The organism is Streptomyces sp. SAS_272 (assembly GCF_052543235.1).
In genome coordinates, this window is sequence record NZ_JBMNDR010000013.1 from 84,533 (window position 1) to 101,161 (window position 16,629).

At 71.1% G+C, this 16,629-nt stretch carries 12 protein-coding genes; 4 read left to right on the forward strand and 8 right to left on the reverse strand.

Going from position 1 to position 16,629, the window contains the following annotated elements:
* Nucleotides 1-143 precede the first annotated feature (143 nt).
* Nucleotides 144-1,487: a UDP-glucose dehydrogenase family protein gene (locus ACN6LD_RS11425; RefSeq protein WP_445043055.1), complete on the reverse strand. Its 1,344-nt coding sequence runs from the start codon at nucleotides 1,485-1,487 to the stop codon at nucleotides 144-146.
* Nucleotides 1,488-1,686: 199 nt separating this feature from the next.
* Between ACN6LD_RS11425 and ACN6LD_RS11430 the strand changes: the two genes are divergently transcribed.
* Nucleotides 1,687-2,844, forward strand: coding sequence for an acyl-CoA dehydrogenase (locus ACN6LD_RS11430; RefSeq protein ID WP_057578524.1), 1,158 nt, complete (start codon nucleotides 1,687-1,689; stop codon nucleotides 2,842-2,844).
* Nucleotides 2,845-3,133: 289 nt separating this feature from the next.
* Here ACN6LD_RS11430 and ACN6LD_RS11435 read toward each other — a convergent pair whose 3' ends face one another.
* Entirely contained in the window at nucleotides 3,134-3,694 is a 561-nt protein-coding gene (locus ACN6LD_RS11435; protein WP_057578520.1) for an acyl-CoA thioesterase, read from the reverse strand.
* Between the two features lie 120 nt (nucleotides 3,695-3,814).
* Between ACN6LD_RS11435 and ACN6LD_RS11440 the strand changes: the two genes are divergently transcribed.
* Nucleotides 3,815-5,098: an LCP family protein gene (locus ACN6LD_RS11440; protein ID WP_319190857.1), complete on the forward strand. Its 1,284-nt coding sequence runs from the start codon at nucleotides 3,815-3,817 to the stop codon at nucleotides 5,096-5,098.
* A 115-nt stretch (nucleotides 5,099-5,213) separates the two neighbouring features.
* On the opposite strand, the gene ACN6LD_RS11445 is transcribed toward ACN6LD_RS11440, so the two are convergent.
* Both ACN6LD_RS11445 and ACN6LD_RS11450 read right to left on the reverse strand, forming a co-directional pair.
* A complete protein-coding gene (locus ACN6LD_RS11445; protein ID WP_319190859.1) occupies nucleotides 5,214-5,576 on the reverse strand; it encodes a four-helix bundle copper-binding protein in 363 nt (120 codons plus the stop codon).
* A gap of 145 nt (nucleotides 5,577-5,721) precedes the next feature.
* A complete protein-coding gene (locus tag ACN6LD_RS11450) occupies nucleotides 5,722-7,182 on the reverse strand; it encodes an LCP family protein (RefSeq protein WP_445043056.1) in 1,461 nt (486 codons plus the stop codon).
* A gap of 132 nt (nucleotides 7,183-7,314) precedes the next feature.
* Here ACN6LD_RS11450 and ACN6LD_RS11455 point away from each other — a divergent pair, with 132 nt between their 5' ends.
* Nucleotides 7,315-8,346 (forward strand): glycosyltransferase family 2 protein, encoded by a 1,032-nt coding sequence (locus tag ACN6LD_RS11455; protein ID WP_319197405.1) that lies wholly within the window; start codon nucleotides 7,315-7,317, stop codon nucleotides 8,344-8,346.
* Nucleotides 8,347-8,554: 208 nt separating this feature from the next.
* Here ACN6LD_RS11455 and ACN6LD_RS11460 read toward each other — a convergent pair whose 3' ends face one another.
* From ACN6LD_RS11460 to ACN6LD_RS11475, 4 genes are all read right to left on the reverse strand, one after another.
* Nucleotides 8,555-10,135, reverse strand: a complete 1,581-nt coding sequence (locus tag ACN6LD_RS11460; RefSeq protein WP_445043057.1) for an LCP family protein — start codon at nucleotides 10,133-10,135, stop codon at nucleotides 8,555-8,557.
* A 416-nt stretch (nucleotides 10,136-10,551) separates the two neighbouring features.
* Nucleotides 10,552-12,309 (reverse strand): LCP family protein, encoded by a 1,758-nt coding sequence (locus ACN6LD_RS11465; RefSeq protein ID WP_445043058.1) that lies wholly within the window; start codon nucleotides 12,307-12,309, stop codon nucleotides 10,552-10,554.
* A 245-nt stretch (nucleotides 12,310-12,554) separates the two neighbouring features.
* On the reverse strand, nucleotides 12,555-13,784 hold the full coding sequence (locus ACN6LD_RS11470; protein ID WP_445043059.1) for an LCP family protein: 1,230 nt from the start codon (nucleotides 13,782-13,784) through the stop codon (nucleotides 12,555-12,557).
* Nucleotides 13,785-14,036: 252 nt separating this feature from the next.
* Nucleotides 14,037-14,795, reverse strand: coding sequence for a TIGR03089 family protein (locus ACN6LD_RS11475; protein ID WP_319194878.1), 759 nt, complete (start codon nucleotides 14,793-14,795; stop codon nucleotides 14,037-14,039).
* Nucleotides 14,796-14,935: 140 nt separating this feature from the next.
* Between ACN6LD_RS11475 and ACN6LD_RS11480 the strand changes: the two genes are divergently transcribed.
* Nucleotides 14,936-16,570 (forward strand): N-acetylmuramoyl-L-alanine amidase, encoded by a 1,635-nt coding sequence (locus ACN6LD_RS11480; RefSeq protein WP_319194880.1) that lies wholly within the window; start codon nucleotides 14,936-14,938, stop codon nucleotides 16,568-16,570.
* The last annotated feature ends 59 nt before the right edge of the window (nucleotides 16,571-16,629 follow it).

A 16,629-nucleotide genomic window follows, 5' to 3' on the forward strand; every position in this document is an offset into this window, starting at 1 on the left:
CACAGGCCGGTGGTGCAGAATGCAGAAAGACGCCGGTTCGGCCGACTGAGCCTCGGCCGAACCGGCTTCGCCCGCACGCGCCCAGCGGGAGCGCCCCCGGCGCCCCGCGGGAGCGCCCCCGGCGCCCCGCGAGAGCGCGGGCGTCAGGCCGTCGGGCGGCCCATGCCCCGGTAGGTCCAGCCGGCCTTGCGCCACAGCTCGGGGTCGAGCGCGTTGCGGCCGTCGAGGATCAGCCGGGTCGTCGCCACCTCGCCGAGCGCCGCCGGGTCCAGCTCGCGGAACTCCCGCCATTCGGTGAGATGCAGCACCGCGTCGGCGCCCCGCACGGCGTCGAGCGCCGAGGGGGCGTAACCGAGGGTGGGGAAGAGCCGGCGGGCGTTCTCCATCCCCTTCGGGTCGTACACCGTGACCTGACCGCCCTGCAGATGGATCTGGCCGGCCACGTTCAGCGCGGGGGAGTCCCGGACGTCGTCCGAGTCGGGCTTGAAAGTGGCGCCGAGCACGGCGACCCGCTTGCCCAGGAACGATCCGCCTCCCAGCGCCTGCCGCGCGAGCTCCACCATCCGCCCCCGCTGGCGCATGTTGATCGAGTCGATCTCGCGCAGGAAGGTCAGCGCCTGGTCGGCCCCGAGCTCACCGGCCCGGGCCATGAAGGCGCGGATGTCCTTGGGCAGACAGCCGCCGCCGAACCCGATCCCCGCCCGCAGGAACTTCTTGCCGATCCGGTCGTCGTACCCGATCGCCTCGGCCAGCTTGGCGACGTCGCCGTCGGCGGCCTCGCACACCTCCGCCATGGCGTTGATGAAGGAGATCTTGGTGGCGAGGAAGGAGTTCGCGGACGTCTTCACCAGCTCGGCCGTGGGGAAGTCCGTGACGACGAACGGGGAGCCCTCCCCGACGGGCGTCTCGTACACCTGCCGCAGCAGCGCCTCGGCCCGCTCGCTGCGCACGCCGACGACGATGCGGTCCGGGTGCAGCGTGTCCTGCACCGCGAAGCCCTCCCGCAGGAACTCCGGGTTCCAGGCGAGCTCGGCGTCCTCGCCGGCCGGCGCGAGCTCGGCGATCATGCGGGCCAGCCGGTCCGCGGAGCCCACCGGCACGGTCGACTTGCCGACGACCAGCGAGGGCCGCGTCAGATGCGGGGCGAGGGAGGCGAGGGCGGACTCGACGTACGACATGTCGCACGCGTACTCGCCGTGCTTCTGGGGCGTGTTGACGCAGACGAAGTGGACGTCGCCGAACGCCCCCACCTCGGCCCAGTCCTGGGTGAACCGCAGCCGGCCGCTGGAACCCTCGAAGCCGGCGACGTGCCGGCGCAGCAGCTCCTCGAGACCCGGCTCGTACATGGGCGTCTCACCGCGCTCGAGCATCTCGATCTTCTCGCGCACCACGTCGAGAGCGAGCACCTCGAATCCCAGCTCGGCCATGGCCGCGGCGTGCGTGGCGCCGAGATAGCCGGTGCCGATCACGGTGATGTTGAGGGCCATGAATGCTCCTGGTGGGGGATGCCGGTCGCTGCGCGCCCGAGCATAGTCGGGGCGTGCGGACGCCCTTCACCGGGCAGATCACGGGACGGGGCCCCTGTCGCCAAGGTCACGTATCAACAGGCTCGGCGGCGCTTTAAAATTTGAGTTACTTAACGGTAATTAGCACGGTGACCGCAGCGTCTTTGGAGCGTGAGACACCTTGGCCGGATCGGCTGATTTCGACCTGTACCGCCCGTCCGAGGAGCACGACATGCTCCGCGACGCCATCCGTTCGCTCTCCGAGGCGAAGATCGCGCCGTTCGCCGCCGCGGTGGACGAGGAGGCACGCTTCCCGCAGGAGGCGCTGGACGCGCTGGTGGCCAGCGACCTGCACGCCGTGCACGTTCCCGAGGAGTACGGCGGCGCGGGCGCCGACGCCCTCGCGACGGTCATCGTGATCGAGGAGGTGGCCCGTGTCTGCGTGTCCTCCTCGCTGATCCCCGCGGTCAACAAGCTGGGCTCGCTCCCGGTGATCCTCTCCGGGTCCGAGGACCTGAAGAAGAGGTACCTCTCGCCGCTCGCCAAGGGCGACGCGATGTTCTCGTACGCGCTCTCCGAGCCGGACGCGGGCTCGGACGCCGCCGGCATGAAGACGAAGGCGGTCCGCGACGGCGACCACTGGATCCTCAACGGCGTCAAGCGCTGGATCACCAACGCCGGCGTGAGCGACTACTACACGGTCATGGCCGTGACGGACCCGACGAAGCGCTCCAAGGGCATCTCCGCGTTCGTCGTCGAGAAGTCCGACCCGGGGGTCTCCTTCGGCGCCCCGGAGAAGAAGCTCGGCATCAAGGGCTCCCCGACCCGCGAGGTCTACTTCGACAACGTCCGCATCCCGGCCGACCGCATGATCGGCGAGGAGGGCACGGGCTTCGCGACGGCGATGAAGACGCTCGACCACACCCGCATCACGATCGCCGCGCAGGCGCTCGGCGTCGCCCAGGGCGCCTTCGACTACGCCAAGGGCTACGTCCAGGAGCGCAAGCAGTTCGGCAAGGCCATCGCCGACTTCCAGGGCATCCAGTTCATGCTCGCCGACATGGCGATGAAGATCGAGGCCGCCCGTCAGCTGACGTACGCGGCGGCGGCCAAGTCCGAGCGCCTGGACTCCGACCTCACCTTCCAGGGCGCGGCCGCCAAGTGCTTCGCCTCGGACGTGGCGATGGAGGTCACCACGGACGCCGTCCAGCTCCTCGGCGGCTACGGCTACACCCGTGACTACCCGGTCGAGCGGATGATGCGCGACGCGAAGATCACGCAGATTTATGAGGGCACGAACCAGGTTCAGCGCATCGTCATGGCGAGGAACCTGCCGTAGCCGTCGGCCGACGGCCGACGGCCCGGCGCAGTGACAGAGGGCCCGACGTCTCGCGTCGGGCCCTTCGTCTCGCGTCGGGCCCTTTGCGGCGGACGGCCGGAACTCTCCGGCGCTCCGGCCGCGCGGCAGGTGGCGGGCGAGGGGGGAATTCCGGCGTGGGCGTCGCCCAGGCGGTCCGTCGCCGCTCACGGCCCTCGAAGGGCGGCCCTGGAGGATTCGCACCCCACCCGGAGCCGCCGGCGGGGCGATCGGATGAAGCCGAGAAGCTGGACGCGGACCCGGTGTCTGCTCAGTCGCCGAAGCCCTCCGCGATCCGGCGCTCGCGCAGTTCCATGATCGCCCGGCGGCGCGCCAGGCGGTGGGTGCGGCGGATCTGGGCCTCCTGGAAGCGGCGTTCGTCGCGTTCCGTCTCGGGGAGCACCGGCGGGACCGTGCGCGGCTTGCCGTCGGCGTCGACGGCTGCGAAGACCAGGTAGGCCGAGCCGACCTGGGTGGCCGGGGCGGACTCGTTCCAGCGTTCGGCCATGACCCGCACGCCGACCTCCATCGAGGTCCGGCCGGTCCAGTTGACCTGGGCCTTCACATGGACGAGGTCGCCCACCCGGACCGGCTCCAGAAACGCCATCTCGTCCATGGACGCGGTGACGGCGGGACCCCCGGAGTGCCGTCCGGCCACGGCGCCCGCCGCGTCGTCGACGAGTTTCATGATCACACCGCCGTGCACCGTGCCCAGGAGGTTGGTGTCGGCGTGGGTCATGATGTGGCTGAGGGTGGTGCGGGACGCCGACGTGGGCTTGCCCGGGATGTCCGGAGTGCTGCCCGAGTCCGCTGCGGTGACCTGGTCTGTCATGTCCTCCACCTTATGGTGCGGGGGACAACCCGGGACTTTGTGTCAGCTTGGCAACAGCGGGGCCCTGATTCTCCGACGACCCTTGTACGGCACACAGCACTGCCCTGCACACTGGTCCGCATGAACGATTGGCCCGAGGGATGGTCCGACAGGGACCGCGGCAACCGGTACGGCGGCGGCAGCGCGAACGCGCAGCCCGAGAGCCCGCGTGTCATGCGGCAGGTCCGCCGCGGCCCGGCCGCGCCGCCGCAGGGCGCCGGCGTCCCGCCGCAGCCGTCGTACGTCAACGGCCAGGGATACGGCGACTACACCGACGCCCGGCAGACCGGGTACGACAGCGGCTACAACACGGGCCAGGTCTACGGCGGCGACTCCGGCGACTCCGGAGGGACCGGCGGATACTCCGGCGGTGAGCCGCGGCCCGCGCCGAACTGGCGCCGCCGCATCAAGTGGACGGCGATCACCGTCGTGACCGTGCTGGTCGTGACGACGGTGGGCACCTACTTCTGGGCCGACGGCAAGCTGCAGCGCGAGGTCGACCTGTCGAAGGTCATCGACCGGCCCGAGGGCGGCGACGGCACGAACTACCTGATCGTCGGCTCCGACAGCCGTGAGGGCATGTCCGCCGAGGACAAGAAGAAGCTGCACACCGGCTCCGCCGAGGGCAAGCGCACCGACTCGATGATGATCCTGCACGTCGGGTCGGGCGGCGACACGCTGGTCTCGCTGCCGCGTGACTCGGACGTCGAGCTCCCGACGTTCGTCGGCTCCGAGTCCGGCAAGACGTACAAGGGCACCGGCCGGCACATCAAGCTGAACGCCGCCTACGCCACGGACGGCCCCGAGCTGCTGGTGCGCACGATCGAGTTCAACACCGGCCTGCGCATCGACCACTACGTCGAGATCGGCTTCGCCGGCTTCGCGAGCATCGTGGACGCGGTCGGCGGCGTGGAGATCACCATCGACAAGGCGTTCAAGGACAAGTACTCGGGCGCCGACTTCCAGGCGGGCAAGCAGAAGCTGAACGGCGAGGAGGCGCTGGCCTTCGTCCGCACCCGCCACGCGTTCGCCGCGTCCGACCTGCAGCGCACCAAGAACCAGCAGAAGTTCCTCGCGGCCCTCGCCCACGAGGTGGCGACCCCCGGCACGGTCCTGAACCCCTTCAAGCTGTACCCGACGATGAGCGCCGGACTGGACTCGCTGATCGTCGACAAGGACATGGGTCTGTACGACCTCGGGTCCATGTTCTTCGCGATGAAGGGCGTCAACGGCGGCGACGGCACCTCGCTGAACATGCCGATCTCCGGCTCCTCCGGCGGCAACCTCGTCTGGGACAAGACGAAGGTCAAGCAGCTGGTGAACGAGCTGAACAACGACGAGAAGGTCACCGTCACCGGCAACTGACCCCGTCCGGCCCGGACCCGTCCGGGCCCCTGCGCGCACGGAGAGGGGCGCCCGCACAGGGCGCCCCTTTCCGTGTTCCGGTCGGTGTTGCGGACCGCGTTCCGGCGGAGCGGCGTCACATCGTGGCGCCCGCCATCGTGCGGCACATCTCGGCGCAGCGGCGACAGGACTCCGCGCAGCGCATCATCTGGGGATCGTCCGGCATGGCCATACACGCCTCGGCGCACATGTCGCACGCCTTGGCGCACATCGCGCACATCTCGGTCGACATGGCCGAGCGCCGCATCATCATGTCGGCGCACATGCGGGTCGTCTCGGAGCAGTCCAGCAGCGCGCGCATGATCTGCATCTGGGCCTGGCCGCCCATCTGCATGCAGGAGCTCATGGTCTCCTCGCACATGCTGTGGCAGGACATGCAGGCCTCGACGCAGTCCTGCATCTGGCTGCTCATGGCGTTCATGGTTCCGGGCTGGGTCATGGCTCCTCCTCGTGGTGAGGGGCCCGTGCGGGAGTGAGGGGGGGCCGGGCGGGCCCGGTGCGTGCCCTTCCGTCCTACGCCCTCTCACGCGCCCCCGCCATCGGGGACCGGGCGGCACCGGTGATCCGCGCGCTGCGGACACGACCTAGGAGCAGCCCACCTCGTCGCCGCGTACGACGGCGAACTCCCCGTGCTCCGCTTCGGCCGCCCGCACCGTGCGCACCCCACGGAAGTCCGCGCCGGCGGTCACTTTCAGCGTCGGCCCGAGCCCCTTGACGGCCCGTAGTTCGCTGTGCGGCAGGGCGGTCGCGAGGGACTTCGCGGAGCGGTCCCAGCGCGGGTCGTAGGCGACGACCGTGCGCCGGACGGTCGGGTCGGCCGCGCTGACCGGCTGCCCGGTCGTGCGGAAGCCCGTCGCCGCGAGCGCCGCGTCCACCCGCCTGCCGAGTCCCGTGGTGCGCGTGCCGTTCTCCACCTGGACCCGGATCTGCTGCGGCGCCACCTCCACGTGCGCGACCCTGCGGTCGAGCCGCCGGGCGGGTGCGGCCAGGGGCTTGTCGTCGCGCAGGGCCCGGAAGAGGCGCCGCGACTTCACCGGGTCCCACTTCAGCGTGGAGCCGATGCCCTTCACGAGGTATCCCATCTCTCCGACGGGGACGGTGACGAACTCGGAGGAGGACGGGGAGAAGGTGCGCATCGCCCTCCCGAGGTCGAGGAGTTCGTCCGCGCCGAAGCCCCGGTCGGCCCGTACCGAGCCGAGCACCGCCCGGGTCACGTCACGGAACCTCAGCGGGTTCAGCAGCACCCCGGAGGAGGTGGCCCGGTCCAGCAGGGCCGCCAGGAAGCGCTGTTGGCGCTTCATCCGGCCGAGGTCGGACGAGGCGTCCGCGTGCCGCGAGCGCACGTACTGCAGGGCCTCGCCGCCCTCGAGGGTGTGCGCGCCCGGCTCCAGGTCCAGGCCGGTGTACGCGTCCTTCAGGTGCGTCGCCGTGCAGATCTTCACGCCGCCGAGGACGTCCACGGTCTTCATGAAGCTGGTGAAGTCGACCTCCAGATAATGGTCGATCTTGACGTGCGTCATGTTCTCGACCGTGCGGACGGTCAGCTGCGGCCCGCCCTCCGCATAGGCCGCGTTGATCCTGATCGGGTGGCCGTGGTGCTCCTTGCCGGTGACCTGGTCGGTGTGCGGCGGCGTCTCGGCGTAGGAGTCGCGCGGGAGGCTGACCACGCTGGCCCGCTCCCGGTCCTCGGAGACGTGCACGATCATGATCGTGTCGGTGCAGTGGCAGGGCGCTCCGCCCAGGCGGTACCGGCGGCGCTCCGCCGCGCTGATCCGGTCGCGGCCGTCGGTGCCGACGAGCAGCACGTTCATGCCGTGACCGGCCCGCGGGCGGTTCTTCATGTCCTTGAAGGGGTCGACCCGGGCGATGCCGGCGTCGAGGCTGCTGATCACCGAGTGGCCGATGCCCGCGGAGGCGAGCAGCACCACGGAGAGCGTGGTCGCCGCCCGTACGGCCCAGCGGGGGCGCCGTCGTCGGGCGGGGTGAGGGGGCACGCGGCGCTGCGGGCGGGGGCGGCGCGGGAACCGGGGCGGTGTGGTGGGCATACGGGCACCTCCGGGCGGCGGCCGTGGGTGGGGGGAAGCCGTTGGAACGGTAGGCCCATACGATCTGCCGACCGGCGCAGCACACCCGGCGGGGCGGGCGCTGTCCCCCGTTCGCGGTAACGTGAGCCCCCTATGAACGCCAAGCCCGACGTGCAGCTCCCCGCAGTGTCCGTCATCATGCCCGTCCTCAATGAGGAGCGGCATCTGCGCGGAGCCGTCCAAGCGATCCTCGCGCAGGAGTACGCCGGCGAGATGGAGGTCGTGATCGCCATCGGTCCGTCCACGGACCGGACGGACGAGATCGCCGCCCAGCTCGTCGCTGAGGACTCCCGCGTGCACACGGTCCCCAATCCCACCGGGCGCACGCCCGCCGCGCTGAACGCCGCGATCAAGGCCTCCCGCCATCCGATCGTCGTCCGCGTGGACGGGCACGGGATGCTCTCGCCGAACTACATCGCCACCGCCGTGCGGCTCCTGGAGGAGACCGGCGCGCAGAACGTCGGCGGCATCATGCACGCCGAGGGCGAGAACGACTGGGAGCACGCCGTCGCCGCGGCCATGACGTCGAAGATCGGGGTCGGCAACGCCGCCTTCCACACGGGAGGGCAGGCCGGCCCCGCCGAGACCGTGTACCTCGGTGTGTTCCGGCGCGAGGCGCTGGAGCAACAGGGCGGCTACAACGAGGAGTTCATCCGCGCCCAGGACTGGGAGCTGAACTTCCGGATCAGGGAGGCCGGCGGCCTCATCTGGTTCTCGCCGGAGCTGAGGGTGTCCTACCGGCCGCGCCCCAGCGTGAAGGCGCTCGCCAAGCAGTACAAGGACTACGGCCGTTGGCGGCACGTCGTGGCCCGCTACCACGAGGGCTCCATCAACCTGCGCTACCTCGCCCCGCCGGCGGCGGTGTGCGCGATCGCCGCCGGGATCGTGGTGGGCGCCGCGCTCACCCCGCTCGGCTTCGTGATCCCCGGCGGCTACCTCGCGGCGATAGCCGCAGGCTCGCTTCCGGCCGGCCGCGGGCTGCCGGCGAAGGCCCGGCTGCAGATCCCGGTCGCCCTCGCCACCATGCACATGTCCTGGGGCTTCGGCTTCCTGACCAGTCCGAAGGCGCTGGCCAGGAAGGTCATCGCGTCCCGGCGGCCGGCGGTCCTCCTCAGCGACAGGTGAGAACCCGTCCCCGCAGGGACGCCAGGACCGCGCGCCGCCGTGCGGACCGCGCTGTCGGCTGATGCGGGGAGATCGCCGCCCTCAGGGGTGACCACGTCCGGCCGGGGGCTCGCCGTCGAGTGACGGCGAGCCCCCGTCGTCATGTGCCCCTCAGGGCAGGTGCGGTCCGGCGCCCGCAGGGCTGCCGGCGCCCGCGGGGCCGGCCGGGCTACCAGCGGTAGGGCGCGTACACGTCCATGCAGGGAGTGCTGTCCGACCCGTTGATGGCGTCGGCGTTGTCGGGGATGTCCCCGGCCTTCGGCGCCGACTGCTTGGGATAGGTCGTCCCCGAACGCCAGTCGGCGCCCACGATGACGGTGACCCCCGAGGCGTCGCTGGTCCGCTCCACCGAGGTCAGCGGAATTCCCAGCGCCTTGGCGACGCGCTGCGCGTCGCCCTCCAGGTCCGCACTGGGGTAGCGGACGACCGTCCTGTCCATGTCGGGCAGCGCCGAGGAGTCCGCCACCGCCTGCTTGAACCCCTTGCCGACGAGCTGCTGGGCGATCGTGCCGGCCCGTCGGGGCACCGCGGCCCGAGTGCTGGTCCGCGTGCCGTTCTCCACCTGTACGGCGATCTTGTCGTCGGCCGCCGCCGGATCCTTGGACAGCTTCTCCCCGGTCGCGGGCTTCTTCACGTCCGAGGCCTTGCCGTTGGCGTCGAAGGCCACGTCGTCGCGGATCATCGCCCACACCTTGTCGGCGTCGGCGCCGGCCGGCACCACGTGGTTGCGGTCCTGCGGGTCCTCGATGTTCGGCATCGTCGTCATGGTGATGCGGTTCGCCGGCACCGTCTTGAGCTGCATGCCCAGGTCGTACAGCTTCTTGACCGTGCCGATCTCCTCGGAGACCTTCAGCGACTTGGTGGCCGCCTCGGCCAGGTCCATCAGCCGTCCCGTGTCGGTGAAGACGTTCTGGTGCTGCAGCGTGCGGATCATCGAGTTCAGGTACATGTGCTGAGCCCTGGCCCGCAGGAGGTCACTGCCCCAGGCGTGGCGCGTGCGCAGCCACTGGAGCGCCTGCTCGCCCTCGACGTTCTTCGTGCCGGCCTTCATCTTCAGGCCGGAGCCCCCGCGGTCCCACACGTTCTGCTTCACGCAGACCTCGACCCCGCCGATGGCGTCCGCCATTCTCACCACGCCGGAGAAGTCGATCGTCATCCAGTGGTCGATGTAGATGCCGGTGAGGTTCTGCCAGGTGGCCAGCGTGCAGCCGGCGCCGCCGCGGGCCAGCGACTCGTTGATGATGGTGTTGATCTTGGGATAGGTCTTGCCGGTCTCCGCGTCCTTGCACCGGGGGATGTCGACCCGGGTGTCACGCGGGATGCTCACCACCGCGGCGCTCTTGCGGTCGGCGGACAGGTGGATGAGCATCTGCACGTCGCCCAGGGGCGGGTTGCCGCGGTTGTCCCGGCTGCCGCCCAGCGCGACGTTCTCGTCGGAGTTGCGGCTGTCGGAGCCGATCAGCAGGATGTTCAGCGGTGTCTGCCCGGCCGGGTTGGCCTCGGCCTTCGTCGCCTTCGAGTCGCCGCTGCTGCGCTCGCCCTTCTGGATGTTGCCGTTCAGGTGCTCGTAGTACAGGTAGCCGGCGCCGGCGGTCCCCGATATCACCACCGCGAGAACTATCGCCGACCAGCGAAGGACCCGTCTTCTGCGACGCGGCCGGTCGCTTTCGCGCCCCTGTCGGCGTCGTCCGCTTCCGCCCGACCCGCCCGCTCCCGCCGGCGCGCCCAGGTCCTGCGGCGCGAGGGACATCGTGTCCTCGACTGCGGAAGTCTTTCCCTGCTGCACCCTGCTCTGCCCCAACTTCGTGCCCCTCCCCACCCGTTATCCGACAGCTGCGCTCTCCGCCCGGTCTCCCCCGGATGGCGCGAGCGCACCCTGTCGGCCCACTCGTTCCGACACCTGTTCGCAACCTGTCAGACCCTTCCAGGCCCGAAGCGGGTTGGCCGCGCATCGGTAAAATCACGGTCCGGCACCGTGGGCCGTTCCCGGCCGCACTGACGTGCCGTCGGCACAGCGGTGCCGGTTGTCAGACCGTCATGCGTGCCGAATGGTTGCGTCCCGAGCCGGGCGACGCGGTACGGACACCGGCGACCGGGAGCCCGAAGGGCCCGGTCGCCCGCTCCACGGGACGGGGGCGGGCCCCGGAGGTCACCCGTCTCGCCGACTCAGCTGGCGCACTGGACCTTGTCCGCGGTGGACTTCTCCACGTCCGGAGTGGCCACCGTGGAGGAGTTCAGCTTCACCCCGGCGCCCTTGAAGTCCTTGCCCAGGATGAGGGTCATCGTCGGCAGCCCCTGGGCGTTGGTGACGCTCTTGCCCGGCTTCATCGCCGATCCCGACAGGCCCATGATGTCGGCCAGCCGGCGTGCCTGGTCCGCCTGGTCGGGCGCGTACTCGAGCGTCGTCGTGTTCTGGACGGCGCCCGCGTTGCCGGCGTTCTCGGACTTGGTCACGTCCGCCTCGGTCTGCAGCCAGGTCAGCTGTTCCTGCGCGCTGCCGCCGGGGGCGCCGCCGTTGAGGATCCGCACACGCACGTCCGAGGCCGCGGACTTCGTGCCCTTGAGACGGGCGGCGATGGCGGCCTTCTCCTTCGCCGCCTCCTTCTTCACCTCGGTGAAGGACGTGTCGCTCGTGATCATCTGGAAGACCTGGGGCGCACGCGTCTGGTCGACGACGACGGTCGCCTTGACCTTCTCGGCCGGGTTGTCGACCACGGGCACCGTCAGGAACGTGATGTTCTTCGGGGGGACCTTCTTCAGCTGCAGCGCCACGTCCTTCAGCGTGCTGACCTTGCCGATGCCCGTGTCGACGGTCAGCGCCTTCGTGGCCGCCTCGGCCAGACTCACCAGCTTCGTGGGGCTGGTGAGGGTGTCGCTGGAGGACATCTTGCGCATGAGGGAGCTCAGGAACTGCTGCTGCACCTTGATGCGGTCGAGGTCGCCCTGGTTGCCGAAGCTGTGCCGGGTGCGCACGAACGCCAGCGCCTGCTCACCCTCGACCACCGACTTGCCGGCGGGGAGCTTCAGCTTCGACTCCTTGTCGTCGACGGAGTGCGCGAGGCACACCTCGACCCCGCCCACCGCAGTCGTCAGCGTCTTCACCGCGTTGAAGTCGGCCATCATGAAGTGGTCCACCGTGATGCCGGTGACCTCCTTGACGGTGCGCATGGTGCAGCCCGCGTCCCGCTCGTACTGGCCGAGGCTGGTGTTGAAGCGGACGTTCCGCGTGCCGGGGATGTTCTTCTCGCTGCCGTCGGGCTGCTTCGTCGGGCAGTCCGGGACGTCGACGATCAGGTCGCGCGGAATGCTCAGCGCGGTCGCGTTCGTACGGTCCTTGGAGACGTGCAGCAGGATGTTGGTGTCGGCGTGGCCGACACTGCCCTTGTCGCCGTACCCCTCGTTGCCCTTGCCCGTGCGCTTGTCGGTGCCGATGATCAGGATGTTGAAGGCCTCGTCCTTGCTGAAGCCGCTCTTTCCCGCGCTGCCGACGTCCGTCGTGGTGACGTTGCCTTCGAGGTGCTTGAGGTACAGGTAGCCCGCCCCGGCGACGCCGACGAGGACGAAGGCCATGGTGCCGCCGGTCCACACCAGGATCTTCTTCGCCTTCGACTTCTTCTTCACGGGCCGTCGGCCGCGCCGGTTCGCCGGCTCCTCCGGCGGCGCGCCGCGGCGCCTTCTCGGGCCCGGGAAGTCCGCGCTCTGCGGCTGCTGGGGCGACGACGACTCCCGGTCGGGCGCCGCCGTACGGCCGCGCGCCCGGTCCGGGCCGCCGACCCGGTCCGCGGCGGATCCACGCGGTCCGGGGACGGCCGGCTGCGCTCCGGAAGCGCCCAGTCGCAGTTCGTATTCACCGGTGTCCGGGTTGAGTACCCACTGGTCTGCGGGGTCGATGTCGTCCGCCCGCCCACGGCCTTGCGCGTCCACGATTGTCCGAATCCTCCGTCGGGGCCACGCGGCGCCTTTACCCCCTCTAAGGCGCTCGGGTCTCGGTCACTCGGTGCGCGACCCGAGGGAAGGACCTCGCAGCCGGGTGCACCGGATCGCTCACACTATCCGCCCAGTTCAGCGTCGAGCGACGGCCGTGACAAATTCCACGCCCCTACAAGCGGGCAATCCGCCCCAATTCCTGGAACTCCAGTTCCCCGTGAGGGCTCCCCTTGGCAAGCGCTTTACCCGCAGTCGTCCTCGGCGGCGGTGTTCCCGCGGAAGGTCGGAGCGGGCGGAGGGGGCGAAACCGTCCCGTAAGCCGTTCCGTCCGATCGTGGCGATCTGTACGGAGCGCGATCGCCCGACTCCGAGAGGGGCGAGTTCGTGGGAATCTCCTGAGAAACCACGACCGGCGTGTCGGTGCGCAGCCGGCCGAAGAGCTTCTCCGCCTCGGGGCGCACCAGTTGGTCGCGGTTCGCGTCGTGGACATAGGACTCACGTGGAACGGTAAGGAATTGCACATTTTCGGTAGGAATGTGCCGCAGGCCGCGCACGAGGTCGTACAGGCCGCGCAGACTCGCCAGATCCGGGTCGGTGGTGAGCGAGGACGTGGCCGCGTCCAGCAACGGATACAGCTTCACCGGGTTCAGCAGGACGTCATTGCTCTGCACCTTGTTGACGAGCGCACCGAGGAACCGTTGCTGCCGGTCCATCCGCTCGGTGTCGCTGCCGTCCCCGAGCGTCTTGCGGGCCCGCACGTACCCCAGCGCCTGCTCCCCGTTCAGCGTGACCTTCCCGGCGGGCAGCCGCAGCTTGGCCGCCTTGTCGCTGATCGGCGCCTTCAGGCAGACCTGCACCCCGTCCACGGCGTCGACCATGTCCTTGAACCCGCTGAAGTCCACGACGACGTGATGGTCGATGCGCACTCCCGTCAGCTTCTCCACCGTCCGGATGGTGCAGGCCGAACCCCCGCTCTGGAAGGCGTAGTTGAACATGGCGAAGGTCGGCTCGGCCCGCTTGCCGTCCCGCCGCAGGCACCCCGGCACGTCCACCATCAGGTCACGCGGCAGCGAGACGGCGGTCGCACTGCGCCGCCCGGCGGCCAGATGCAACAGGATCGTGGTGTCGGACCGCTCGGTCCCGGAGTCCCGCCCGTACTTCTCGTTCCCGTCGCCGGAACGCGTGTCGGACCCGATGAGCAGGATGTTCTGCGCGTCCTTCACCAGCGAGGTCGGCCGCTCCTTCGCGTACCGCGCGAGCTCCGCCGCGGCCGCGTCGTCGGGCGTGATGTTCCCGTCGAGCTTCACGTAGACGGCCCACCCGGCCACCCCGATCCCCAGCACGACCACAGCCCCCGCCGCCGCCCCGTACCGCAGCCACCGCCGCCGGCGTCGCCGCACGAGCCCCCGCCCGTCCGCGGACGCCCCCGCCCCCGGCCCGAGGGGCCCGCCCCCACCACCGGAGTACGTCACGTCGGATCCACCCCTCCCGCCTGAGCGCGCAGAGCTGCTCCTACGACGATGACCCGAAAGCCCGGAAGGGGGCGGCCGGAAGCGAGCCGAACGGGTGACGGCGGCACTTCTCGGTCCGGGCGGGGGCTCGCAGAGTCAGCCCGTCCGGCGTGCGAGGACGAGGCCCCTCCAGGGGGCGGCAGCGGGGGCCCGGGGCGACAGCCCCCGGCTGCGCCGCCGCAGCCGACGTCGGCGCATGAGCGCCGGCCATGACTACCGAGCCGTCGCGGAGACCCGCTCCGCCTCGATCCGCCTCGCCACGGCCTCCTCGCTCGCCTCCGCCAGATTCCGGCACAGCACCACGGACCCCCCGCTCGCCAACGGCGCGTAGAGCCCGGCGCTCAGCCCCTCCCAGGTGTCGTACGGCAGCCCCGACAGCAGCCGCGCCCCGGGTCCCGTCAGGCCCAGCCCCGACGCCTCCGCCCGCGCCCGTTCCACGATCTCCGCGCCGGTGTACTCCGCCCCCGCCACGATCAGCGCGGGCTCCTCGGGGTCCACGGGAGCGTAGGGCGCGAACCGGTCCCCGAAGCCCGGGACGTTCACCGCGTAGTCGTCGTACCCCTCGGGAGGCCCCGGCACGAAGCGGCGCCCGAGCGGGGCGAGCGACAGCGCGTACCGCTCGCCCCGGCAGGCCAGCCCCGCCTCGAACCGGCCGGGCCCGGCCACGACGAGGTCGGCCCGTCCCGGGTCCCCCTCCACGTCCGCGACGACGCCGACCGAGGCGCACGCCAGCAGCCACACCGCCGTCTGCCAGTGCGCGGGCAGCAGCAGCGCGACCCGGTCGCCTGGCTCGGCGGACAGTCCGTCCTGGAGGAGGTTGGCGGTCTTGGCCACCCAGTTGGCGAACGTGGCCACGGACAATTCGACCCGCTCGCCCGTGGCGTCGTCGTAGAAGGTCACCAGGGGGCGCGCGGGATCGGCGGCGAGCGCGGAACGCAGCAGGTCGGCAGGGGTGCGATCGGTGGCAGTCACCCGCGCAAGCGTACGCGCCGCGCGCGCCGCCACGCCGGTCGCGGGGCCCGCCCGGGGCCACCGGTTCGGCCGAACGCATCCCGACGGTCCGTCAACTTCCCGATGGACAGAAATGTATGACTATGTCCAGGATCGGTGGCATGCGTGGATTGCTTGCTACCTCGATCGGTGTCACCTGTGCGGCGGCTCTCGCCCTCCCGCTGACGCCGCCCGCCGACGCGGCGACGGTGCGACCCGCGCCGACCGCGGAGGCGGCGCCCAACGGGACGACCAGGGCCACGAGCCCCGACACCGCGACCACGGGATCTCTTCCCGACCGCCCGGAGCTCCGCGAGCTCCCCGAACTCCCCGACCATCCCGAACTCCCCGCCGTCCCCGACCTGCCGGGCAGCACGCAGTCGCTGCCCCTGGCTCCCCTCGGCCACGACCGCGCCCTCGCCGGCGCGGCGGCGGCCCAGGGCCTGCCCCGGCGGGACGTCCGCCCCTTCTCCCTCCTCGGCGTCGTCTGGGACGACCCGGCCGCCGAACTGCACGGCCGCGTCCAGGTCCGCATCCGCCGGACCGGCGCCGACGCATGGTCCGGCTGGCAGGACGTCGAGACCCACAACGCCGACCACGGCGCCGATCCCGGGACGGCCGAGAGCGCCTCCGGGCGGGTCCGCGGAGCCACCGCCCCGCTCTGGGTCGGCGACTCCGACGGCGTCGAGATCCGCGTCCATCCCGACACCGAACGCCGTACGGAGGACACGGCCCGGGGCGCCCAGACCCTCACGGCCACCGCACCTCTCCCCTCCGGCCTGCACCTGGAACTGGTGGACCCGGGGGCGGAGCCGCCCGCGCAGGCCCAGGCAGGCCCACCACGCGGCCGCGCACTGACCACCGGTACGCGGCGGGCGGCCGCCCCCGAGCCCCCGCAGGCGGCGCCGGCCGCGGACGAGTTCGACCCGGTCGACGAGGCCGAACCGGTCGACCCGGCCGACGAGGCGAACGCGGCCGGCACGAAATCGGCGACCGGGCTGTCCGCCGAGGTGGCCGAAGCCTCCGCGGCCAATGCCTCCCTCGCGCCGCTCGGCGCCGAACAGATCCCGGCGCTGGACCGTGCGGACACCGAACGCGAACTGCTCGACCTGCGCGGGGCCGAACTGACCGCGGCCCAGCGGGCGAAGCCGTACATCGGCCCGCGCCCGAGCATCGTCACGCGCCGCGGCTGGGGCGCCGACGAGAATCTGCGGGAGAGCGGCTTCCGCTACACGACGAAGGTGAAGGCCGCGTTCGTCCACCACACGGCGTCGGGCAACAGCTACTCGTGCTCGCAGGCCCCGTCCGTCATCCGGGGTATCTACCGCTATCACGTCAGGAGCATGGGCTGGCGCGACATCGGCTACAACTTCCTCGTCGACAAGTGCGGCAGGATCTACGAGGGCCGTGCCGGGGGAGTGGCGAAGCCGGTCCTGGGCGCCCACACCCTCGGGTTCAACTCCAACAGCATGGGCATCGCCGTCCTCGGCACGTTCACGTCCGCCAAGCCGAACTCCGCCACCGTCAACGCCGTCGCCCGGCTGACGGCGTGGAAGCTCGGCCTCTTCGGGGCGAACCCGAAGGGGAAGACCTACCTGACGTCCGGGGGCGGCAACCTCTACGCGAAGGGCAGGAGCGTCCGGCTGAACGTGATCTCCGGGCATCGTGACGGGTTCGCCACGGAGTGCCCGGGCAAACAGCTCTACGGCAAGCTCGGCTCGGCCCGCTCGACCTCGGCGGGCTACCAGGGCCGCTGAGGCACGGACGCGCTGAAGCACGGACGCGCTGAGCACTGACGCCCGGAGGCGCTGACGCA